Below are 23,348 nucleotides of genomic sequence, written 5' to 3'. Positions count from 1 at the left end.
TCACTCCTTGATTTTTTCAAGAAAAGAATTATCTGTGAGACCCACGCGGTTAATAACTGCTGAGGCTTTGTAATGGATGGGCAATGATTTAAGATAATCGTCACCCTTTTGTTGCTGCAGCTTTGCCCAAGCTTTAGGGCTGGCATGGTAGATCGATTGTCCGAATCCCATAATATCAACATTGAAACGATCATTTACATGCTCCACAGTTTTTTGCATCCGCTCTATAATCCGCTCCTCTGTTTCCTTTTCCAAACGTTTTATAGTGCTTTCCGATTCCAAATTTTCTACACTTTGCACTTCTTCAATATTGCAAAGCGTCTTAACACTAAGGTAAATATGCGGCTCCCCATTAATGATTTTCACTTTGCGTTTAGTTGTAGCCTGGATCGCTTCGATTACAATGGGCTTTCCGTCTTCCCCTGCGATCGGGCCAGAATGTGCGGTTACCTTATCGTTGATATAATTGTAACCAATCGTTTCTCCCTCGGTTAGCCAACCGATCAACTTGTCTTTTTTGAACACAGCTACAGTATGGTATTCCAATCTTGCCTTAGGCATTGTTCGCTCTACATTGCTTTTGTCCTCTCCATCTTTGGGATCGCCTATAATTTTCACTCCGGTTAGCACAGGATTCTCGCCTTCAGACAATAAATTCTCAATAAAATCATCCAGCGTGACAGCGACTGTTTTTGCTGAATCTTTATAAGAATTATCCAAGGAACTAAATAATTTGTTCGCTGGTAATTTATCCATAGGTGTAAGGACATTCAAGACATTGCTGGCGGTTGTATCTCTGGCAACCATAACGTAGAAATCCATCCGGGGTTCCCGACTTCTTTTAAATACATCGAGTATCTCACCCACTCCGGTGCGGGCAAGCTCCTCCCCAATCACCAACACCCGGATATGACCGAGATAACTTGACCTAGAGCTATCCAGATTCAGCTTACGCAGCGCATCATAAAACGTAGGTACAGTAAATTTATATACAACCACTGGGACTCCACTGCCTCCCCCTCCTCCATTCGTTTGGGAGGAAATCGCAGATGGAATAACGACCTGCATCGAAACGGTATAACCTTTTTCTGCCTTGTCAATCCCTATCCCCAAGACAAAAGCTATCTCATTCAGCTCATTTCTTTCCCAACAGCCGCTTAGCACTAACGTAAATTGGAGGGCTATCATTAATCGAAGAACGCCTCTAACTAATTTTTTATTCATTTTGTTGGTTCCTTATCACTGGATGTGCTTTGACGAAACAGGTTCTGCGTCTTATTCTCAGCAGGCCTTGTCTTTAAAAACGGCCACGGAAAGCGAAAAATTGAGTCTTTTAAATCTTTGGAATTATACGGTCCGAGCGGACTCATATAAGGCATTCCGAAAGAACGCAGACTCGACAAATGCAATACGATGATGAAAATACCGAAGAGAATTCCATATAATCCGATAAATCCGGCCAAAGCTATAAGCACAAAACGGATCATCCGCGCAGCAATAGACATTCCTGTCTCCGGAATAACAAAACTAGAAATGGCTGTTAGCGATACAATAATGACCATTGCGGATGAAATAAAACCCGCTGCTACCGCGGCTTGTCCTATCACCAGCGTTCCGACAATGGAAATCGCCTGACCAATATTTTTGGGTATCCGCACCCCGGCCTCCCGCAAAATTTCATAAGTCATTTCCATGATCAGTGCCTCAATAAAAGCAGGAAAAGGAACACTCTCCCGCTGGGCAGCTAAACTGATTACAAGATTGGTCGGTATCATCTCTTGGTGATAAGTAGTAATCGCAACATACAATGAAGGGGCAAGCAAAGTAATAAAAAATGAAATAAAACGAACTAATCTCAGCAATGTTCCAATATCAGCTCTTTGGTAATAATCCTCAGCTGACTGGAAAAATGCCACAAAAAATGTGGGCACCAACAGTACAAAAGGAGTTCCATCAACAAGAATGGCCACTTTTCCTTCCAAAATACCCGCTGCAATCGTATCTGGACGATCACTGTTGTATACGGTAGGAAAAGGTGTAACTGCCGTCTCTTGAATAAACTCTTCAATATATCCACTCTCGAGAATACTGTCCGTATCTATTTTATTCAGACGGCGCTTTACCTCTTGTACCAGTTCCTTATTCGCGATGTTACTTAGATACATAATGGATACGCTGGTTTGAGTCACCCTTCCGATCTGAACGGTTTCCAGCCATAAATGGCTATCTTTGATTTTTCGCCGAACCAGTGCCGTATTCGTCCGTAAATTCTCAGTGAATCCTTCCATTGGACCCCGAACAACCGACTGTGAGCTAGGCTCCCCTACATTACGATCTTCCCAGCCTGGTAAGCCGATCCGCAGAGCGCTGGATAACCCGTCAAGCAGCAGCATTATATTACCGGACAATAAATGATGAATAAATTGGCTGTAATCGTCAATGACGGCTATATCGCCGGCTATTAATATCTGTTTCTTAATCATCTCAAACTTCTGCTCGGGAGAAAGCCCCCTCAGCTGTTCGTAAGGAATGTGTTCCTGCAAGGAATACAAAATTGAATTATGCAGCACCTGAGTATCCACAAGACCATCTATGTAAACCAAAGAAATATGAGTGTTTTCTTCTATCTGCAACTCTTTTATGACTACATCAGAGCTTTCCCCCATCAATTGGTACAAATTAGCAATATTAACTTCCAATCGGCTTGATAATGTACCAATCTCCGTATCTTTCATGATGCAACCTCCACTTCTCCATAGATAGATGAGTATAGTTTGATGTTAATTATGATAATTATTCCTTCGGATTAAAAAATCGGGATGGCATAATTCTGGTAACTACAACCATACTAAAACTAGTCCAATAAATTTGAGGGGGTATATGAGTTTGGAGAAAGATCGAATTAGTACCAATCAAATGATTATACTCGGGCTATTCACATTTATTGGGGATATGGCGCTTGTGTATCCGGCGTTAATGATATCAGGAGCGAAGCAAGATGCATGGATTGCTGCTTTGATTAGCATTCCCTTGGGTCTAGTGACCATAAAACTGTTACTCTGCTTAGCAGACCTTGAACCCAACAAGAATATTATCGAGCTTAGCCTACAAATTTTAGGAAAATGGGTCGGAACTGCTGTGGCCTTATTCTATTTAGGGTTCTTCCTGATTGCTGCCTCCACCTACATAAGAGAAATTGAAGATTTCATGTGTACACAGATTTACGAGAAAACACCCGGTGGGGTTATTCGTTTCATGGCCATTTTCCTGCTGGTATATGGGGTACGACTTGGCCTAGAAACCTTGGGCCGGGCAGCTCAGCTTTTTTTCCCTTTATTTGCAGTTTTTTTAATCGGTCTGCTGCTCCTGCTGACCCCCGATGTCAAAATGGAACGTTTATACCCCATCTTGAACACACCAGTACCGGACATGCTTCATACTTTGATGTATGGTGTTTTTTATCCTTTTGGCGAATTATGCGTGTTTCTAATGATATATCCTTATGCTCAGAAAAATAGTAAAACAAGCCGGGATATTTTCATAGCCTTGATCATCGGAGCTCTGGGCCTTAACCTCATCTTATTGTTTTCCCTTACCGTTCTAGGTGTTTACGCTTCTGAACATCAATTTTATGCCGCTTATATTCTTGCTCAAAAAATTAATATTGCTAATTCTCTGCAACGTATTGAAGCGCTTATGGCTACAGCATGGATTATCAGCACATACTTCAAAACTGCAGTTTATTACTATGCTTTAACCTTAGGTACAGCCCAATTATTTAAACTCAAAAGCCACCGTCCTCTGATCATCCCCACTGGATTTTTGTTATTCGGGATGTCACAGCTGATTGCCAAAGACATCATTTTCTATGTGAAGGAGATCCCCGCCTACTGGGTAGATTGGGATTTCACCTGTGCATTTGTTCTGCCGCTTATGTTGCTAGTTGTGTATAAATTTAAGAAACGCCACGCTTCTAAGGTTTAAACGACACTAGATTGTGAATAAGTGAAATTAAGATTGTAGATACGAATCCCACTTAATGATCTAATTACGATCCACTAAAATAATTTGGGAATTTCTCCCTGAAATTCACAAAGTGAATATTCCGCCGCCCAACCTAATGGCATAGAATACTTTGTGTGCGTAGCCCATAGTCTATTGGCGAAAGCAAGAATCCGCTTATAGCCTTTTTACTAAAAAAGAAGCTGCCTCATAAGTAGTATTCACTACTTTTAAGACAGCCTCTTTGTTCATAAGTTTCTTGTATGAAGTAACTCTATTCCTTCTTATCCAAAGAAATCGACGATGGAGTTACATCACTGACAGGTTCTTTTGCCACTTCAAAAGTGGATCCGCAGGCCGGACAAAAGCGAGCCTCGATCGCAACATTCCCACCGCATGCTTTACAATGCTTTACATCGGACAACTCAGCAATTTGCTGAAGGTTCGTCTCAATCTCCGCCTTCAATTCGAGAATACGATTGATATTAGTCTCGATTTGCTCACTTGGCAGTGGTCCTGCACCTTGAGTTACGGCTTCAAATAACAGTTTGCCCATGACCTGATACTGCTGGTCAATATCATTTTGCTTACCGTTATTTTGCAGCTTCAACCGGTTAATCTCCACCACTGTTTTTGCTTTATTCCCAGCCTCGCTTACCCCTGCTTTTACTTTGTTAAAAAAACTCATATTCAGCCCCCAATTCCGTAGTAGTCATATATAAGCATATTTCGACACCGCCAGAAGTATTCCTTTCTTTATTGTACCTAACTTCGTCCATGGTTTGTAGCCTATAACCGATTTACTAACCCTTTCCCCGCCTTCCTGCGGGAACGAACCTCGACTCAGGTCTGGTATACAAAACCGCCTTCAGGCCGTTTTTTCGCATGCAAAAAGACATTAGAATGAGTACATAAGCAAACGGGTTGCAGGATTCAATAACAATCACACCCATACGAGAGGAAGAAAACAATAAATGAAAAAATTATATCGTTCCCAAAGTGATCAGAAGATAAGTGGTTTGTGCGGAGGTCTTGCTCGTTGGTCTGGTATTGATGCTACAGTAATCCGTCTTGTTGCTGTTGCCGCAGCATTGTTCAGCTTCGGAACAGTACTTATCTTCTACGTCATCGCTAGTATCATCGTTCCTAAAGAACCTTTTAACAGCTTTTCAGATGGACATGATTTCTATTAATTAATCGTCGTTCAATACAAGCCAGCCCTAATATAGCCATAAAAAAGGAGAGATAGAACATGAGTCTATTAAAAAGAATTTCCACAATTACTAAAGCAGCCCTACACGAAGGTCTAAATAAATTAGAAAACCCGGTATTGCTGACAGGTCAGTATTTACGTGATCTTGAAAATGATATTGCTAAGGCGGAACGCAATGAGCGTGATCTGCAAGTTACAGCAAGTGTGTTGGAACGCCGCAAGCAAGAATATACTCAGTTAGTAGAGCAAAGTGAAGCCGAAGCCGTTCAAGCAGTTGAGCAAGGAAATGAAGAAAGAGCTCGCCTGGCACTCATAGCCAAGTTACGGTACGTGGAACAGCTGGAAGAGTCCATAAATAGCCAAGTACAAACTAAGCAATCCCTGGCAGAGCTTGAGATCAATATCGCTAGAGCTAAAGAAGAGCGTGAACATCTCAAAGCGAAAAGAACTGAGCTTATCGCTCGCGCTCAACAAGCCACAGAAACACTCCACTCAGCTCCACGTAGTTCTACGAAAGGTCTACATGTAGGATCAGCTTCGCAAGGCTTCGAACGTATGGAAGAGAAGATTTTCGAGTGGGAAGCATTGGCGGAAAACTCCAAAAATAAATTCAATACAGGTACAGGAATAAGTCCTTCCATCGATCCTAACCTGCGTAGCGCTGTTGACATCGAAATCGAGCGAATCCGCAACCGTAAAACTAACACTGAAGTAAACACTGAGAAAAAATAAATAGGACAATAAACCCCTTATTACTCAGCTATTGTGCTGAATAAGGGGTTTGTTTTTTACTTCTTTTCATCCCGCGAATCCATTTTTTCGTTTCCGGATCCACGCGATAAGACTCCGTGATTTTCTGCAAAGCCTTGTTGTAAGTGAAATCATCTAAGCTGTTGTTTCTCAAATAACTCATCGTAGGCTCTGGCAATTTCACATAACAAATCGAAAGCGCCCAAGAAACCGCCATTTTTACATAATAGCCTTCATGACTGACCTTATCGAGCAATGATAAAATCCGGCTGATATACGTTTCTTCAATAAAGAAATTAAGCAGCATTACCACAGCAAATCGGATCTCATATTCTTTATCTGATGATAAGTACGGCATTATAAACTCCCATACCCGTTCTTTATTCTTTACGGTAAACTTCAGGCCTGTGCAAAAGCTATCGCATACCGACCAGTTATCGATTCTGGGAATAAAGTCAGCGATATAACGTAGGATTTCTTCAAGATCTGTCTTCACGTAGCCAAGCACCATACCTTGCAGCATCACTTCTTCAAAATAATCTGTCTCGGCATGCTCCAAATAGGCTCTCCAATCACCCTTTGCAATGATTTTGGCAAGCTTGCGCAGTTCCGGTAGCCTGACGCCTATAACATTATCTATCGTCGGAATTAAGGCCGCAGAAAACTTTTGGTAGTCCACATCTGCCAAATTCAATAGCTGTTCTCTTATTGTTTTTTCCATAGTAGTACTCCTTACCCGTCCATTATTCAAATGAAATTTCCCATAAATATATAGAAGCCACAGAACCCAAAGGAGAATAGTTTAGCCGGTATTGTTCAAATTGATCTTTGGTAAGCTTATCAAGTCCATACAGCTTCATCATCCCCCGACGAATCGCAATATCTCCCCAGCTGACCACATCCCGTCGTTCCATAGAATGGATTAACATCATTTCTGCCGTCCACTTGCCAATGCCCTTTAACGTCATAAGTTTTTGTATAACCTCTTGATCTGATAACCCAGGCAATTCCTCCAGCTTAAAATCACCCTGAGCGACCAAATTGGAAATCTCATGGATACATAGTGCCTTTTTCATCGTCATCCCACAGCTTTGAATCTCATCCGCCGTATGTAAGGCTAACTGCTGCGGAGTGATGTCTCCGAACTGAGCCAACATTCTGTTCCAAATGGTCCGAACCGCTTTTACTGAAATAAGCTGTCCTACTATAGCATAGATAAGCGCAGCAAAAAGATCCGGTATAATTACACGTTCCACTCTACCCATCCGTGCCATAGCTGCGCCAAGTACTGGATCCACACTTCGGAGATAATCTATTTCTTCTTGCCCATAATCAAAAAACTTAGTAACTACGCTGCTCAAAGTGTTTCCTCCCGTATCTGATAGTGATGACCCTAATCCTAATATACAATACCTATTTGGCAGTGTACGGATTGTTGAATAGAATAGCAAGATAGCGAAACTAAAAAAGCCATAATACCTCCTAAGATAGGTGGTTATGGCCTATAGTAACGCACAGGCTTATTCATTTTCAGTAATGTATTTTTATGTTCGCAGGATTCTTTTTTCTTTCGCTGCGCTTAGCCACAAGGGGAATTCATTCAGCAGCTGATCATATAGATCTTCATCAGTCACCTTTTCAATGTTGTCCAGATGAATAAAATTGGCGTTATCCACCAAACGGCCCTTCATCGTATCAAGTTGCTTCAATACTTCAAAATCCGAGTTACCGATTCCGACAAACTGCCAGAAAATCGGTTGGACCGAAGCTGCCATAATCACATTTTTAGTGGATTTCACTACACCACCATCGTTAATAAATATGATAAATACTGGTGTAGAATCGGGTTCTTCCTCCGTATATTTTTTAATGATATCCTCCATTACTGGCGGTTCATTATTGCGGCCAAACTTATGAATGGTACGATTATTTAAAATATGTGTAAACACATATCTTCCTAATTCCTGCTCTGTCACAGGTGGCAGCCGGCTAAACTCCGTATCGTACACCCACACATCTAATGATTGGTTATCATCAAATTTGCAGGCAACGGCTAATATACGCTCAACTACTTCTTGAACGGTTCCATTATTATAGAGATTTCTCATAGATCCTGTAATATCCAGGACAACGCCTACCCTTGCAATGACTCCTGTCAGATTCTTTTTTTCTAAGGTAATCTGAACAATTTTTTTACGTAAATCAATAGAGGACAGTACATTCTTCTCTTCATAACGGATCGTCTCTAAAGGTAGGGTTAACTCAGCTGTGGCCGCTACCTCAGGGTTCCCTTCGTCTTCTTCAATAACGAGCCCATAGTTTGTACATAACGCAGCCAATCCTCCCTCAAAGCCACTACCAATCGCACTGAATTTCCACTCTGGGCCATAGCGATATAGCTCTCCAACCACAATAGCTGTCTCCGTCGACAGGTCAGAGCCATACTCGAAAACGAATATTTCCTCGCCGCTAGCAGCATCCACTAAGCGTAGATAAGGAGAGGTTACTTGCTTCATAGAGTGTCCTAATTTTTCTCCTTCATAGATCGTTAAAGTTAAAGCTATTCTAGTAATATCCTTAGGAAGTTGAGAAAATGTAATGGCGATAGCTTCTTTATCCCCTTGTTGTAAGACAGAATGAGTTACAGCTTCGTCTATAGACAACGGATTACCATAAAAGATAAAGTTCTCATCGCGTTCGCAACGGTTCTGTTCTGACAGTAAAAAAGCAGCAGAGTCTATGCCAATTCTAGTATCAGCAGTCATCCACCCAAATTTCAGCAAAAGCTTGTTCACGTTTCTCCCTTTCGTAATATCCACCTTTTGCCCCTTTATAAGCCGCACTCTATCATCTCCTTATTTTTACTGAACAGCTCATTGTGATTCACTAGATTGTATTTATCATTTTACTACTTTAATATGAAACGTATATATGATAGATAAGGAGCTTTACGAATGGACTTTATAGCAATTGACTTTGAGACCGCGAACTCCAGTCGATCCAGCGCATGTGCCTTGGGACTTGTGGAAGTTAAAGCTGGAAATATAACCGCAGAGCATTCTTGGCTAATTGACCCGCAGCAGCGGTTTGATGGCATGAACATTTCGATACACGGCATCACGCCATCAATGGTAATCGGGCAACCTACTTTTCAAGAGCTGTGGCCCACCGTTGAACCGTTACTACACGGACAAATCGTCGTGGCGCATAATGCTGCTTTTGATATGAGTGTCCTGCGTTATTGTCTCGATGGAATGTCCCTGAGCTACCCAAGCTTTCAATACTTATGTACCTATTTATTAGGCAAAAAAATGCTGCCCGACCTGCCCTCCCATAAACTTAATGTAGTCTCCGAGTTTTTCGGCATTACGCTAAAACACCATGATGCCTTGGATGACGCACGCGCAGCCGCTGCAATTCTAGTAAAACTTATGGAGCAGGAGGAGCACTATGATCCTCTATTGCTCTCTGCCAGTCAAGGATATACTAGTGGAACGATGTTTGCCGGCGGGTATACCCCATTTTCCACTCGCGCGAAAAAGCCTGCTAAGAAACAAGGCACTAAACATAAACCCTCCATTTATAGCAGCCGCGCCACTTTGTCCAAATAACCAAAGAACATCAAAAACCCCCAACCAGCTGCTTTCTGCTAATTGGGGGTTTGGTTTTACAGGGTATCTCTTAAATCTTCAAACGATACACAGCCTTATTCTCTAGACCTCTGATGAACGGTGTCCATTCCTCGGTCTCCGGTGTGGTATCCAAAGCATCCTCCACCATTTGCAGCTTCGCATCCATCGCATCGATATGATGCAGAGCGACTGCCTCAGCTGTCTGTGGCTGAACAGGACTACCCCATTCGCCCAAATTATGATGTGACAATACGAGATGCTGTAACGCCATAACCTTTTCCGAATTCAAATCAATATCTAAACGGATAGCCGCTTCCGTGATCCAGTTAGACGCCATCGAGATATGGCCAATCAACTTGCCCTGAACGCTGTATTCCGAGACAATCCCAAGCTGGGAGACCATCTCCTCCGGCTTCGCGATATCATGCAGAATGATTCCTGCCTTCATTAGATCTGGATTCAAGAACGGACGCTGCTTGCACAGAAAATCACCAATCTCCAGCATACGCACCATATGATAAGCAAGTCCGGCAAAATAAGCATGATGATGTGTTTTGGCTGCCGGATAATGCATCAATTTCTCTTCCACTTTACCCACACAAAAAGAGACAATCGAAGCAATTTCCGGATCTGAAATACTTGCCATAGCCCCTTTAATCGTATGAATAAGGTCTACTGGACGAATTGGGGCAGAACGGATGAAATCCGTAAGTGCAACACCATCCTCATCGTTAACCAACCTGATTTTAGTAATTTTTATTTGTAATTTCTCACGATAAGTATGAGCAATCCCGCGTACCTTCACAAGCGCCATAGGAAAAAAAGTTTCTTTATCGGTTGTGCTGGCATCCCAATATTTCGCAGATAATTGTCCAGTGGAATCCCCCAGAACGATGTCAAAATAATCTTTTGGAGGAGTGCCGTTCGTTTGTTTAATTGCCAGCTCTCTTAAAAGATAAAAGCCAACAAATTCATCTTGTGGAGCGAGCTGTTTAATTTGTGTCATGTTGGAGCCTCCTATTAATAACAGGCTTTTGGCCTGCTCTCTATATTAAACTTTAGACACTCACCTCCAAAATCCCTTTAAATCACTATACGATCTATTTTCATATTTATGTACAAGCCAAGAATATTTGAAAAAGGAGGCTACTCCCCGGCCATATTCTGGCACTGGAATATCCTCCTTTTATTATAAAACGATAATTATTTACCAGCCGATTCAAGCGCTGATTTAATAGCTTCTACCGCTTTAGCGGATATTTCTTTTTCTGCATCATTTTTTCCGAAGGCTGCTGGACGGTAACCATATTTGTGCAGGCTGTATCCGGTCGATGTCGACTCGATTTCACCTTTCACTGCCAGCTCCGCGTCCGTTAACTGATTGATTGTTCTTACACTTCCGTTTTTATCCAAATAATAAACAAGCATTTTGACAGGAACACCGTACTCTACATTCACCATAACATTTACAAGCTTATCGGCACTTACACCAATGAAGATTCCATCGAAATAAGCCGCTTTATTAGCTTCTACAACCTCAGCTTTTCCGTATGCTCTATCCACCGCAGTCTTCAAAGCCACGCTGCTGCTGGTTGCACCAGACACAGCATCTACTTCCTGCACACCTTCTCTAGTCCCTGCTGCGAGGAAGCTAGCCGTCAACTGAGGAATTGCTTTTACCACCTCAGGGTAAGCAGCGTTCCCTCTATCTACAAGGTTCATTCCTACACGGTACAAGGCTACATTTACGATTTTGCCGTTACGCAGGGTAACGTCTGCTCTGTTCGTTCCTTTATCATAAGCATCACCAAATGCAGTAAAGGTTCCGTCTTTATAGGTTCCTTGGACTTTGGATGCATTGGTCAAAGCATCTGTCAGTGCTGCTTTAGCTGCTGCCGACAATGCTTCTTGGCCTGTAATATCGGCCATTTGCACACCTTTTTCTAACAGCCCGGATGTGAGTGTAGCTACCCATCCTTTTTGTTCTGCACTCATTTTATCGTCAGCAATCAGCTTGCCGTCAGCTCCAAACAGACTTACTTTAATGCCTGTTACCGCATCTGCATCAACATCAACTAACAGCAGTACTTTAGATTGGTTATCTACTCCGGCAAATTTGCCGTCAAAATATTGACCTTCAGCAGGAACCTTCAGCGCTTTCTCAAATGCTCTTTCTACAGCTTGGTTCCAGCTGTGACTGCTTTCCGTAGCTCCGGAAATTCCGTCAACCTTTTCATCATAGTTAGCGATATATGAACCATTCGCTAACAGCTTAGCTGTCATAGGAGCATTTGCTTTTACTACTTCCGCATAAGCTGTTGCCCCTCTGTCAATCAGGTTGTTGCCAAGTCTAAACAGCTTCACATCAACCAACTTACCGTTGCGAATCACGATGTCGGCTCTTTCAACGCCAACACTTCTTGCCGTACCATAAGAGGAATAGAATCCGTCTACATAAGCAGATGTATTATTGATTATTGCATTCTGCTCAGCATCCCAGAAAGCGTTAATCGCTGCTTTAAAGTCGGCTTCAAGACCTGCAACAGGCTGTGCCTCTGTTCCTTTGGCCAGCAAGGCTGGAGCTATAGCTGCAACCGCTGCCGCTTGCTCAGCTGTGTAAGCTTTCTCCTCAATGAAATCACCAGCGCTGTTCATAGGATACACTTTAACATCTGTAAGCTTGTTGGATTCGTAGGTCGCGAATACAGAATATTTACCTGTAGGATCTACGCCCATATGAACTCCATCAAAGTAAACGGCATTTGTATCTTTCACTGTCAGAGCTCTTTCAAACGCTCTATCTACAGACAATTTCCAGCCATTACTGGAGCGGGTAGCTCCCGAAACAGCATCAACTGCCGCTGCTCCATCTCTTGTTTTGCCAAGCAATCTATCCTTCATCAATCCATAAGCTTGCCATAAAGCACTATAATTGTTACGAGCATCTCTATCAATCAGCTTAGGACTGGTTCTCAAAAGCTCAATGCTAGTAATTTTACCATCTTTAATTTCGATCTTGGCACCTTCCGTGCCTTTGGAGTATGCATCGCCATAAGCTACGTAAACTCCATCTTGGTATACGTTTTCATTAACTGTAACAGGCTTTGCTGTAGCCACAGGCTTAACAGTTTCCGCCGGTACTACTGTCGCTGCTGGTGCAGCGGTTGCTTTTGGGGTTGCTACTGGTGCTGCTGTAGCTTTTGGGGTTGCTGCTGGTTTGGCTGTTGCCTTTGGTGTTGCTGTTGGTTTTGCCGTTGGCTTTGGCGTTGCTGTTGGTTTTGCCGTTGGCTTTGGTGTTGCTACTGGTTTTGCCGTTGCTTTTGGTGTTGCTGCTGGTTTTGCCGTGGGTTTTGCTGTTGGTTTTGCTGCCGGTGCATCCGCTTCTTCGGAGGCTGCCGATACTGCATCCACCTTCAAGTTTACAGCAGGCACATTAAGTGTGTAAGCAAACGGCGCTAACAATATAGCCGCGCTAACCGTTAAAGAAATTAGTTTTTTCAATGAAAATTCTCCTTTACCAAACCCCAGTGATATGTAGCTTTTTGTTAACCAAACCTTTTTCCTACGATGCCCCTTCTCTTCTTATGAAGCATAACTTCTCTCTTCATAAGAACTCATCCCCCCTCTCATGCCTTTACACGCTCGATTTTCAATAAAAAATAGCTTGAATCTATTTCATTTCTTCCTTTTAACACAAAGCTGTATAAAAGGTGAAATAATTCACATAAGTTACTATAAAAACACTTACACCCGTTTTCCATCAATTTCTGGTTTGATACTACCAGACCTTTCTGCGGTTCTTCTGTATCGAAAATCACACACCCTATAAGAAACATCACTATTTGCGATTAAATTTAATTTATACGCGCAAAGTGATCTCAATAACTGTGCATTCAAGGCTAGCTATGCTATTTTAGAACGATCTCTTATATGGGAAAGGAGTTCTGTGCTTTGAGCAAACAGCCACCTATTGGAGTTATACTCGCCCAAATCGGCACCCCTACTGCACCAACTGCAAAAGCTGTACGGCCTTATCTGAAACGTTTTTTATCAGATCGCCGAATCATAGATTATTCTCCTCTGCTGTGGCAGCCTTTGCTGCGAGGTGTCATTCTGCGTTCACGTCCACGCCGGTCCGCTGAGCTGTACAGTCAAATATGGACAACCGAAGGATCACCATTGCTCTTTCACTCTTTAGCTCAGCAATCTGGATTACAAGAACTGCTGGGTCCACGGTATCAGGTAGAGCTTGGATTGGCTTATAGCGAACCCAGCATGGAGCAAGCGATGGCGAAATTCGACACCGCCGGAGTTACCCGAATTATCATTGTGCCGCTGTTTCCGCAATATTCGTCCACGACTACCGCATCCGTATTCGATCAGGCCAGCTTTGCAGCCTTAGGTCGCCAAAGCTCCACTGGACCTGTAACTAAACGTCTGATTCCGGCTCTAAGATTTATTGATGCCTACTATAATGAGCCCGGTTATATTTCAGCCTTGAAGTCACACCTACTGCGTCAAATGGAGATTCTGAGCAAAGAACCTGATTATTTTGTACTGACCTTCCATGGGATTCCCAAACGGTATGCGGATACCGGTGATCCTTACCCGCAGCAATGTATGGAAACTGCGCGTCTTCTTGCTTCTGCTATGAACTGGGAGCCCGAACGCTGGCAGCTTAGTTTTCAATCACGTTTCGGACGAGAAGAATGGGTAGGACCCTCTACTGCGGATGTTCTGGGAGAGCTTGCCGGACGAGGAATACGTAGACCTCTGATTTTTTCACCGGGTCTTGTGACCGATTGTCTGGAAACGCTGCATGAGCTAGCCATAGAAGGACGAGAACAATTCGAGGCTGGTGGAGGACAAGCAGAGGAATTTATGGCAATCCCCTGTTTGAATGACCATGAGGATTGGCTTGATTTTTTGGCTGAACATGTAGAAAAAAACGCCCAAGGATGGTAAATCAAAAAAACCGTCTTGTCCACAGATCATTTCTGTTGCAGACAAGACGGTTAGCTATATCAATTGTTAAGCATGAAGAATCGAAAGGATACTTATGCTGTAAGCTGCTTATATTTCGTAGTCAGTTCATGGAACCACTGCTTGTCCTGCAAGGTCAACGCAAAATCAATCAGCTCGGCAATCTCACTCGGCTGTAAATCTGCTGAGTCATTAAAGGATACTTCAGCCGTAGCTGTAGCTGCGCCATTCCCATCCTCTGCGTAATCATAAGAAAAACATAACTTAATGTCACTTTCCAGAAATTCATTACGAAGGAAATATAATACCTCACACATTAACACAGGTCTAACATGATCATCAAAGACACATTCCATAACCTTTGCCCAATATTGCTGGTTGTTGAGGTGTAACTTATCATTAGTTAAGAGATATTTCTCACCCTGAAAATCGGTGACAAATCTCAGTTCAAGCGGCTTCATCTTAAAAATAGTAGCAATTTGCTTCATGCTAATATTCAAAATATCTTGCGTTTCTAGTCTGATCATCTCTCCATGCACCTCGTCCCTCTTAGTTGGGTTATTCGAAACCTGCCATTATCTATAATTCTTTATATGCCATTAATGTAAAATTAACTCCATTAATTCACTTTAATTTTATCTAATTTAACATTATTATCGTCACCTGACTATGCTTTATTTATATTTTTTTAGGATTTCGCTCAGAAAAATGTTTCATTCTCTAAAAATCTGTTTAATATTATTGTTCATTACAATAAGATGTATAAAGATTACGCAACATGTGAAGCTTTTGCTTTCTTATATTTAAACAAAAAAACTGTTCTGAAGGGTCATTACGACCTCAGAACAGTTTTTTGCATTAGGATTATACTTCAGTTAATTTACTTAAACAAACAATGGCACTAACTGTATTCCCTCGGGTGAAATCCGCACGAGTCCTTTATCTGTGATACGTAACGTTGGGATAACCGCCAAAGCAAGCAGCGATAACGTCATAAACGCGTAATTCAAAGTACAGCCGGCATCATACAACGATTTGCTGATCGCAGCTGATTTCTCAGCAGCAATTTCAAATGGCTCTGTAGACATTAGGCCTGCAATGGCCAACGGGAATAACGTTTCTCCACTAGAAGTAATTACGGCAACCCCACCCTGAGCGTCCGCCACCGCGTTCGCAGCTTTGGCCATTAACTCATTATCATTGCCGATGACGAGTACATTATGACTATCATGAGCAACAGTCATTGCGATAGCAGCCGGTTCTTTAAAACCGATGCCTTCCACAACAGCCACTGATTTATTTCCTGTTCCTTTATGCCGTTCGAGCACAGCGATTTTACACAGACCCTCTACAGCATTTACATCCAGCTGCCCTGCCACTACAGGTACCGAAACCATACGTTCAATGGTCTCCACATGATTTTCTCTTACTTTAATAACTCTTGTAGTAAGTTCCCCTGTTTCAATTGGAGCCGCGATAATAAAATCTTCGGCGGTAGGACGCTGCGGCAAATGAACCGAAGCCAAAACTTCCTCTGGATATGTGAATTTAGCAAGCTCTGCCGTCATCACACCGTTTTCGGCAACTACTACACCCGCGGCAATCGTAAGTACCACGTGAACATCGGCCAAATTCCCGTCCAGCAGAATAATATCCGCAAAAGAACCTGGAGTAATAGATCCGATATCCTGAGACAACCCAAAACGCTCTGCTGTATTAATAGTTGCCATTTGGAAGGCTGTTACTGGCTTCACGCCTTGAGCAATCGCATGGCGAACAACGAAATCCATATGACCTTCGTCCCGTAACGATTCCGAGCTGCGGTCGTCAGTAACCAGCATCATGCGACGCGGGTCAAGTCCACGCTCTGTATGAGCGGTGATGGTCTTGGCAACATCATGCCAAGCCGAGCCCCGGCGCATTTTGGCATACATCCCCAGTCGAACGCGCTCAATCACATCGTCTGCTGTAACACACTCATGATCACCAGTTACCCCTGCCGCAGCATACACTGGCAGTCTCCAGTCGCTGGAAGGCCATGTGAAATGACCGTCAACAAATCTGCCTGCCCGCAGCGTAGCTTGAATCTCTCCAAGCATTTTCTCATCGCCGTAAACAACGCCAGGGAAATTCATCACTTCGCCCAGAGCAATCACATCTTTGCCCCAAGTAAAAGCTTCGGCAACTTCTTCAGGACCAATTGAGGCACCCGTTGTCTCGAATTCCGCACCTGCCGCAGGTACACAAGAAGCCACCTGCATGTAAGCAGCTAAAGGCGTACCCCGCATCTCATCCAGCATCAATTGAATACCCTTCAGCCCGAATACATTAGCAATCTCATGCGCATCAAAGAAACCACCTGTTGTGCCAAGCGGCAGAACAGCGCGGGAAAATTCAGTAACGGTTAGCTGGGTGCTCTCAATATGGCAGTGGCCATCGAGCAATCCCGGAGCTATATACTTGCCGTTCGCATCAATAACTTGCGTTCCTTCGCCAATCATATGTGTCACATCTTTACCAACATAAGCAATTCGTCCACCTTGAACACCAACAGACATTCCTTCTAGAATTTCACCAGAGCATACGTTGACCAGCTTTCCACCTGTAATTACCAGTGTTGCCGGTTTATCGCCTCTTGCCGTAGCCACAAGCTCAGGTACACAATCCGCTAAAGGCTTTCTTGTAAAAGTTGTCATCTTCATCTCTCCCCCGTTAGTATCCAAGTGTTGTCTTGATGTAGTGAATAGATCCGTAATCATAGAGGATTGCCTAACTATTAAGCCTAGGATAATATAGTTGCGCAGGTCTGTATTTGTAAGAAAAAACGGCTCAATCATCCCTGTAGATGATAGCCGTTTACTTATTCCCAAAGATTGTCCGAACCATCCGGACATGCCCCTGTTTTTACTCTCCGCCATCCGCTCTATTCCAACGATTATCTTACTTTTGCCTCATATACGTCAAGTGCTGCCTGAACCCCAAACCCGCAAGGCCCCTTAAATCCATGACGCTGTAATGCGGCTTCCAGCGCTCCAAGCAGCCGCAACACGTTATTCTCACGACAGCTAAAACCCATCGTACCGATGCGCCAGATCCTTCCCTTTAACGGTCCAAAAGAACTGGCAATTTCAATTCCGAACCGCCCCAGCAGCAGCGAACGGACAGCTTCCCCATCTATCCCCTCAGGGATCAGCACACAGGTAACAACAGTAAGCTTGCAGGAAGGATCCCCGTATAGTTCTAAACCCATAGCTGCTAATCCAGCTACAAGTGCTTTTTCATGGAGGATATGTCTGGCGAATCGGGCATCCAGCCCTTCTTCAAGGGTAAGCCGCAAGCCCTCCCGCAGTGCATAAAGCATTGAGGTCATCTCTGTATGATGATTGAGACGTTGTGGACTCCAGTAATCCTGAAGCATGCTGAGATCAAAATAATTGCTGCGGACAAAAGATAAGTCACCTGGCTGGACATCACTTGTTCTAATCCCGCGTTCTACTCGTTTTCGGGTCATGAGCTTAGCTTCAGCACGATCATTATACGTTATCGGTGCCATTCCGGAAGGGACGGACAGGCATTTCTGTGTACCGCCAACGACGGCATCCAACATCCAAGCATCTGTCTCGACAGGAATGCCCCCAATGGTTGCAACTGCATCGACTATGAATAAAGTATCCATCCGGCGGCAAGCTCTACCAATTTCCGCGAGTGGCTGCACACGTCCTGTAGAGGTCTCCCCGTGAACCATTGCCACCACATGTGGCTTAAAAGTCTCCATAGCTGCTATCACTTCATCCGGCTCAAACACACTCCCCCATGGCTTTTCCAACACGAACACCTCAGCGCCACATCTTTCAGCAATCTCATGCAATAGATGTCCGAAGCGGCCAAAGATCGGAATCAGCACACGCTCACCCGGCAGGATCAAACTAACCATCACGGCTTCAATTCCAGCACGGGAGGTACCATCAATTGGGTAAGCCCATGAATTAGAAGTAGCAAACAGCTCCCGCAGCATTTCCATCGTTTCATTCATAATAGAGGTGAACTCTGGATCAAACTGACCCAGCACCGGAAAAGACATCGCCCGCAGTACACGCGGATCTACCTCGACCGGACCCGGAGTCATAATACAGCGTTGGGACGGCGACAAATCTTCGTAACGCTTCATGATGATCCTCCCTTAAAAGTTCGGCGAACTCTTTTTAATAAGCTAACTCATATAACATCGCAGTCAGAACCTCAAGCCCAGCAACGAGCTGCTCAGGGGAAGTATACTCTTCCGGAGAATGGCTGATGCCAGCTCGGCTTGGCACAAATATCATCGCAGTAGGGCAACGCGGCGCAAACAGCTGGGCGTCATGTCCCGCTCCACTTACCATCATGCGGTACGTCTTCCCCTGTTGGCGGCAGATATTTCCCAGCATTGCAGATAGCTTCGTATCCATAGGTGCAGGGACTGTGTGGAGCACGGATGTAACCTCAAGAATCACCCCACGTTTAACAGCAATTTCATTACATTCCGCTAGAAGCTTCTGACAGAAACGTTCCAGTTCGTCCTCTTCACTATGGCGGATATCTAGTGTAAAAAGAACCTCACCCGGGATCACATTTGGCGTATTCGGATACACCTCAAGCTTACCCGAGGTTGCTACAAGAGGTTCACCAGCCGTTTTAGCAGAACTTTCAAGCACGTACAGCATTTCAACCGCACTAGCCAGTGCATCCTGCCGCATAAACATCGGTGTCGTGCCCGCATGATTAGCAATACCACTGACCTTGACCACATATCGTCTCTGGCCAACAATCCCCTGAACTACGCCTATCTGAGTGTCCGTCTTCTCCAGAATAATCCCCTGCTCGATGTGCAGTTCTACAAAAGCACCAATATCATTTCTGACTCCAGTCCGCTTAGAAGCTTTCTCCTCCGTTATGTCCTGTAAGAAGCTGGATTGTGCCATTGCTGCTTTTAACGTCACGCCCTCTGCATCCATACAGGTCTCGGCCTCGCTTCCGTCATACCTTTCCGTGACATGGCCCGAACCCCAATAAGCAAGCGGAAATCGGCTCCCCTCTTCTTCACAAAAAGATACGACCTCAAGCGTCCGCTGCGGCTGGCCAAAGTTCCTCTGCAAATCTTGAAGCGCAATCATAGCCGCAGCGATCCCATACGTACCATCATATTTTCCGCCATTGATTACAGTATCAATATGCGATCCGGTTAAAATAACCTTTTGCTGCGGATTGCATCCACTCAATCGTCCATATACATTGCCAACCTTGTCTATGGAAACTTCTAAGCCGAGCCCAGCCATTTTTTCCTGCAAAAAAATCTGCGCCCGGCTCCATTCCTCCGTATATAGCAGTCTAGTAACTCCTGGCCCAGGTGTGCTGAATGCCGCCAGCTCCTCCAGCAGCTCCAGTAGTTTCTGAGTCGACGCTTGAACTCTGGAATCATTCATAGGCTGTACTGCTCCTTCCTAACTCGCAGCCACTGTCCACCTCCCTCACTGATCACTCCTTCTTCAGAGGTATAGATCACATTCCCGCGACAGATCGTAGCAACTACTTTGCAGGATAAAGTTCTTCCGATGTAGGGGCTGTGCTTGTGGCGATACAATAAATCCTCCGCAGTCAGCGTATAGGTTGTATTTGGATTCAGCAGAACTAAATCGGCATCTAGACCTAGAGCTATAGCGCCTTTGCGATGCTCTATTCCAAAACGTTTTGCGGGTTGCCCTGCAAGCAGACTGGAAATTAATGTAACATCCAAACCCCGCACATTCACGCCTTCATGGAACATAAGCTCCAGACTGCTCTGCGCACCCGAGATCCCACCCCAAGCTGCAAAAAAAGACAAGTCCGGCTTCACCTTCAATTCCGTTGGACAGGGGGAATGATCCGAAGCAATCAGATCGATTTTGCCTTGGGCCAGCATCTCCCATAACTTCTCCTGCTCCACCGCACTTCGCAGCGGAGGCGCACACTTCGCCACAGGGCCTAAAGCCTTCATATCATTTTCAGTGAGGACCAGATAATGTGGACAGGTTTCGGCCGAAACGTCCAGACCTCGAAGCTTAGCTTCATAGATTTTCTCAATGGCGGCGGCCGTGCTGATATGAACAAAATGCAACCGGCAGCCCGTACGTTCACCGTACAGCAGCGCCCTGGACACTGCCTCCAGCTCTGCTTCAGCAGGGCGGCAAGCCGCAAAATCACTTGCGCTGGTTCTGCCATTTCGCACTGCATCTGCGGTCAACACCGCCGTGATAGCCTCACTTTCTGCATGCAGCGCCAGAATCCCGCCCAGAGAAGCGATTCGCTGCATCCCTTGATAGAGTGTATCCTCATCCACTTCACGGAATCTGCCTTCGCCCTCCCCTCCAGGATTGGAGAGAAAGGCTTTAAACCCAGTGACGCCAGCGGCTGCCAAAACTTCTAAATCATCCAGATTGCCGGGAACGAGCCCACCCCACAGCACATAATCAACGGCAGAGTTTCCAGCCGCAGCATCTACCTTTTGACGAAGCCCAGCCTCGTTCACAGTAGGTGGATTGCCGTTAAGCGGCATATCTGCATAGGTTGTGCAGCCGCCAGCTGCCAACGCCGCAGAACCGCTGCGAAAGCCTTCCCAATGTCCAAACGTTGGTTCATTAAAGTGGACATGCATATCAATCATACCGGGGAGCACATAGAACCCATCTGCGTCGATGACTTTGGTTAGCGGCGCAAGCGAAAATTCCTCTCCAAGTGCGACAATCTTACCCTCTGATACTGCAATATCCAGCTTGAGTACCTGATCGGGCAGCACTACATTCCCGTTCTTAATCACAAGTTCATAGGATTCCTTCATGAGCTGCCACCTCCTCCGGTCGTCAACTTTCTCTTAACTTCCCCGATACGTACTATATCCACCAGGTGCTACTAGCAAAGGTACATGGTAGTGTTGCATGGAGCTCTCTATATGAAAGCGAATAGGTATCTGTTCTAGAAAAAAAGGCATCTCACGTTGAGTGTCTGCTGACGCTTTGGCATCCGCTCTACGGTAGTAATCGCCAACCATAAACAGCAGCTCGTAACATCCAGACTCCATTTCGTTTCCCTCCAACAGCGGAGCATCCAGCCTCCCGTCACTGTTCGTGACTTCTTCACACAGAAGCTTGCTCATCCCATCCGTAAGCTTCCAGAGCTGAAGCGTCAGACCTGTAGCAGGAATCCCCCGCGACAGATCCAGCACATGGGTGGTAAGACGCCCGCTCATTACGCTGTCTCTCCGGCCAGATCTGCACGGCTGACAGAAAAGCCCTGAAAACCATAGGGTGGACGAGGTTCGGTGAAGACTCCACCTTTAGTTTCTTCAGGCTCAACAATGGTTTCCCAAGTCCGGTTATTGGACTCAAATGAAACGGTAGCCAGCTGAGGAAAACGGGACAATACGCGCAGCCCAATTTGATAAATCAACGATTGAATTGATGGACTGTTCAGCTCATGAAAAGCGTTATGGGCGATATCGCGAACCTGCTCCGCAGCCACATATTGGCCGAGATCTCCATCCAGAGCATGCTGAACACCACTGTAGGTCCAGTTAATATTCAGAAAAATATAAAGCGGACGGTCAAAGCTCTCCGGCAATGTTGTGTACTCATCACGGACGAATCCATAAAACGAGCTTCCACTCACTTTTATCAGCTGTAAATCCTTCAATCGGCATTCATGAGCGATAACCTCAGTCCCATTCTCTCCACGTTTTATAGTTAACGAAGCCGAATAAGATTCATTATTGGAGTGACGCAGTACTAAATGACTCTGTTTAAGCCCCTCAACCCCGGGCACCATCACCTGTTCAAAAGGTAACCGGTCTGCGGAAACTGAAACTGCGGTGACATGATCGTATTTATCGAGAAAACGGCTGCTTAGAAGCTGCAGTAGCCCCTCCGTTGTGCTTCCAGTGTAGTCCGCGGTATTGCGCAGGATAAAATTTTTCATAGAATCGGTAGCAACGACCATGGAATTATCCCCCTCTGAAAAAGAAGGAAGAAACGCTTCGCCCGTGACCGCGAATGTAATATTATGTGCGAATATAATGTTGTCGCAGCCCGTGAAGGAAGATTCGGGAACGGGGGTAACGGCCAGCGGTTTAGCATAGGTACGATAAGTTAGCACATCACTTTTTCCATAAAATATTGTACGTCCGTTAATTGGTTCCAGCATGGCTGACACCCTCCCCGTTTATGATGAATGAATAATTAAATAATTAAATAATTAAATCACTTAGGCGAAATCTCGTAATTGTACCGACTTCAGAAAAGGCTTGAACCCATTCCTCCTGAGGGGAACGCTCAACTCGCACGCCAATGGCGCTGATAATGTCATCTTTGTTTTTGCCACGAACAGCTAGAATAAAAGGGAAATGAAATTTGTCCGTATACTTTCGATTCAGATCATTTAATAGATTGAACTCTTCCGTTGTTAACCGATCCAGTCCAGCTCCCTGCTGCTCAGAAGCAGATAAAGCCGTAACTTGAAGCCTAGTCGCCAAATCCGGGTGAGCTTTTAATAGTCCCTCCATTCGGCTCCGGTCAGCACTCAGTACGGTCTGCATCATGGTGCTATGCAAATGCTCTAAAGAATGGAACGGAATCTGCTTATAAGCCTCCTCTGCTACCCACGGTGAATGTTCAAAAATGCCGCCTAGATGCTTCACAAAATCCGTTATACTCATGGCATTTATCTCTTCCATCGTAAACCTGCCTTCAGAAACGACCATCCAC

Annotated in this window: 21 protein-coding genes and 1 pseudogene; 5 read left to right on the top strand and 17 right to left on the bottom strand. The window is 44.6% G+C overall.

The features are described from left to right. Both MHB56_RS21115 and MHB56_RS21110 read right to left on the bottom strand, forming a co-directional pair. Positions 1-1,224, bottom strand: a complete 1,224-nt coding sequence (locus tag MHB56_RS21115; protein ID WP_076125410.1) for a Ger(x)C family spore germination protein — start codon at positions 1,222-1,224, stop codon at positions 1-3. Further along, entirely contained in the window at positions 1,221-2,735 is a 1,515-nt protein-coding gene (locus MHB56_RS21110; protein WP_076282262.1) for a spore germination protein, read from the bottom strand. Before MHB56_RS21110 ends, MHB56_RS21115 begins: the two co-directional genes overlap by 4 nt. 145 nt (positions 2,736-2,880) lie before the next feature. On the opposite strand from MHB56_RS21110, the gene MHB56_RS21105 reads away from it, so the two are divergent. Continuing rightward, positions 2,881-3,984, top strand: a complete 1,104-nt coding sequence (locus MHB56_RS21105; protein WP_036675894.1) for a GerAB/ArcD/ProY family transporter — start codon at positions 2,881-2,883, stop codon at positions 3,982-3,984. Between the two features lie 292 nt (positions 3,985-4,276). On the opposite strand, the gene MHB56_RS21100 is transcribed toward MHB56_RS21105, so the two are convergent. Next, positions 4,277-4,690, bottom strand: coding sequence for a zinc ribbon domain-containing protein (locus tag MHB56_RS21100; protein ID WP_036679993.1), 414 nt, complete (start codon positions 4,688-4,690; stop codon positions 4,277-4,279). 286 nt (positions 4,691-4,976) lie between these two features. Between MHB56_RS21100 and MHB56_RS21095 the strand changes: the two genes are divergently transcribed. Both MHB56_RS21095 and MHB56_RS21090 read left to right on the top strand, forming a co-directional pair. Then, complete coding sequence (locus MHB56_RS21095; protein ID WP_038569266.1) at positions 4,977-5,195, top strand: PspC domain-containing protein; 219 nt, start codon at positions 4,977-4,979, stop codon at positions 5,193-5,195. A 59-nt stretch (positions 5,196-5,254) separates the two neighbouring features. Beyond that, complete coding sequence (locus tag MHB56_RS21090; RefSeq protein ID WP_248547806.1) at positions 5,255-5,947, top strand: PspA/IM30 family protein; 693 nt, start codon at positions 5,255-5,257, stop codon at positions 5,945-5,947. Between the two features lie 28 nt (positions 5,948-5,975). Here MHB56_RS21090 and MHB56_RS21085 read toward each other — a convergent pair whose 3' ends face one another. From MHB56_RS21085 to MHB56_RS21070, 4 genes and pseudogenes are all read right to left on the bottom strand, one after another. Next, positions 5,976-6,686, bottom strand: coding sequence for a DNA alkylation repair protein (locus tag MHB56_RS21085; protein ID WP_076276654.1), 711 nt, complete (start codon positions 6,684-6,686; stop codon positions 5,976-5,978). Positions 6,687-6,708: 22 nt separating this feature from the next. Beyond that, positions 6,709-7,326: a DNA-3-methyladenine glycosylase family protein gene (locus MHB56_RS21080; protein WP_076276655.1), complete on the bottom strand. Its 618-nt coding sequence runs from the start codon at positions 7,324-7,326 to the stop codon at positions 6,709-6,711. A 183-nt stretch (positions 7,327-7,509) separates the two neighbouring features. Further along, a complete protein-coding gene (locus tag MHB56_RS21075) occupies positions 7,510-8,181 on the bottom strand; it encodes a vWA domain-containing protein (RefSeq protein WP_248547966.1) in 672 nt (223 codons plus the stop codon). Positions 8,182-8,292: 111 nt separating this feature from the next. Beyond that, positions 8,293-8,808 (bottom strand): annotated as a pseudogene (locus tag MHB56_RS21070) (TerD family protein); the annotation flags it as partial. A gap of 111 nt (positions 8,809-8,919) precedes the next feature. On the opposite strand from MHB56_RS21070, the gene MHB56_RS21065 reads away from it, so the two are divergent. Continuing rightward, positions 8,920-9,576 carry a 3'-5' exonuclease gene (locus MHB56_RS21065; protein WP_076125424.1) on the top strand — a complete coding sequence of 219 codons (657 nt, stop codon included), beginning with the start codon at positions 8,920-8,922 and terminating at the stop codon, positions 9,574-9,576. A 70-nt stretch (positions 9,577-9,646) separates the two neighbouring features. Here the strand turns inward: MHB56_RS21065 and MHB56_RS21060 are convergent, their stop codons facing one another. Next, positions 9,647-10,603 (bottom strand): 3'-5' exoribonuclease YhaM family protein, encoded by a 957-nt coding sequence (locus MHB56_RS21060; protein WP_248547807.1) that lies wholly within the window; start codon positions 10,601-10,603, stop codon positions 9,647-9,649. 197 nt (positions 10,604-10,800) lie between these two features. After that, on the bottom strand, positions 10,801-13,098 hold the full coding sequence (locus MHB56_RS21055) for an FMN-binding protein (protein ID WP_341143962.1): 2,298 nt from the start codon (positions 13,096-13,098) through the stop codon (positions 10,801-10,803). Positions 13,099-13,548: 450 nt separating this feature from the next. Between MHB56_RS21055 and hemH the strand changes: the two genes are divergently transcribed. Then, positions 13,549-14,562, top strand: coding sequence for a ferrochelatase (hemH, locus tag MHB56_RS21050; RefSeq protein ID WP_341143961.1), 1,014 nt, complete (start codon positions 13,549-13,551; stop codon positions 14,560-14,562). A gap of 92 nt (positions 14,563-14,654) precedes the next feature. Here hemH and MHB56_RS21045 read toward each other — a convergent pair whose 3' ends face one another. From MHB56_RS21045 to uraD, 8 genes are all read right to left on the bottom strand, one after another. Beyond that, positions 14,655-15,107, bottom strand: a complete 453-nt coding sequence (locus MHB56_RS21045) for an IDEAL domain-containing protein (protein ID WP_076125508.1) — start codon at positions 15,105-15,107, stop codon at positions 14,655-14,657. A 357-nt stretch (positions 15,108-15,464) separates the two neighbouring features. Beyond that, positions 15,465-17,282, bottom strand: coding sequence for an adenine deaminase (locus MHB56_RS21040; RefSeq protein ID WP_076302278.1), 1,818 nt, complete (start codon positions 17,280-17,282; stop codon positions 15,465-15,467). Positions 17,283-17,515: 233 nt separating this feature from the next. Then, positions 17,516-18,748: a pyridoxal-phosphate-dependent aminotransferase family protein gene (locus MHB56_RS21035; RefSeq protein ID WP_339247138.1), complete on the bottom strand. Its 1,233-nt coding sequence runs from the start codon at positions 18,746-18,748 to the stop codon at positions 17,516-17,518. Between the two features lie 34 nt (positions 18,749-18,782). Then, entirely contained in the window at positions 18,783-20,039 is a 1,257-nt protein-coding gene (locus MHB56_RS21030) for a M20 family metallo-hydrolase (RefSeq protein WP_341143960.1), read from the bottom strand. Continuing rightward, complete coding sequence (locus MHB56_RS21025) at positions 20,036-21,430, bottom strand: allantoinase (RefSeq protein WP_341143959.1); 1,395 nt, start codon at positions 21,428-21,430, stop codon at positions 20,036-20,038. The genes MHB56_RS21030 and MHB56_RS21025 overlap by 4 nt, the downstream gene beginning before the upstream one ends. Positions 21,431-21,463: 33 nt before the next feature. After that, positions 21,464-21,838, bottom strand: a complete 375-nt coding sequence (gene uraH / locus MHB56_RS21020) for a hydroxyisourate hydrolase (RefSeq protein ID WP_076125436.1) — start codon at positions 21,836-21,838, stop codon at positions 21,464-21,466. Then, entirely contained in the window at positions 21,838-22,788 is a 951-nt protein-coding gene (gene pucL / locus MHB56_RS21015; protein ID WP_341143958.1) for a factor-independent urate hydroxylase, read from the bottom strand. The genes uraH and pucL overlap by 1 nt, the downstream gene beginning before the upstream one ends. A 43-nt stretch (positions 22,789-22,831) precedes the next feature. Beyond that, entirely contained in the window at positions 22,832-23,344 is a 513-nt protein-coding gene (gene uraD / locus MHB56_RS21010; RefSeq protein ID WP_076185397.1) for a 2-oxo-4-hydroxy-4-carboxy-5-ureidoimidazoline decarboxylase, read from the bottom strand. Positions 23,345-23,348 lie beyond the last annotated feature (4 nt).

It is taken from the genome of Paenibacillus sp. FSL H8-0315, from assembly GCF_038005365.1.
GTDB classification, from domain to species: Bacteria; Bacillota; Bacilli; order Paenibacillales; family Paenibacillaceae; genus Paenibacillus_AQ; species Paenibacillus_AQ odorifer.
This window is presented reverse-complemented; position numbering and strand designations above follow the sequence as displayed.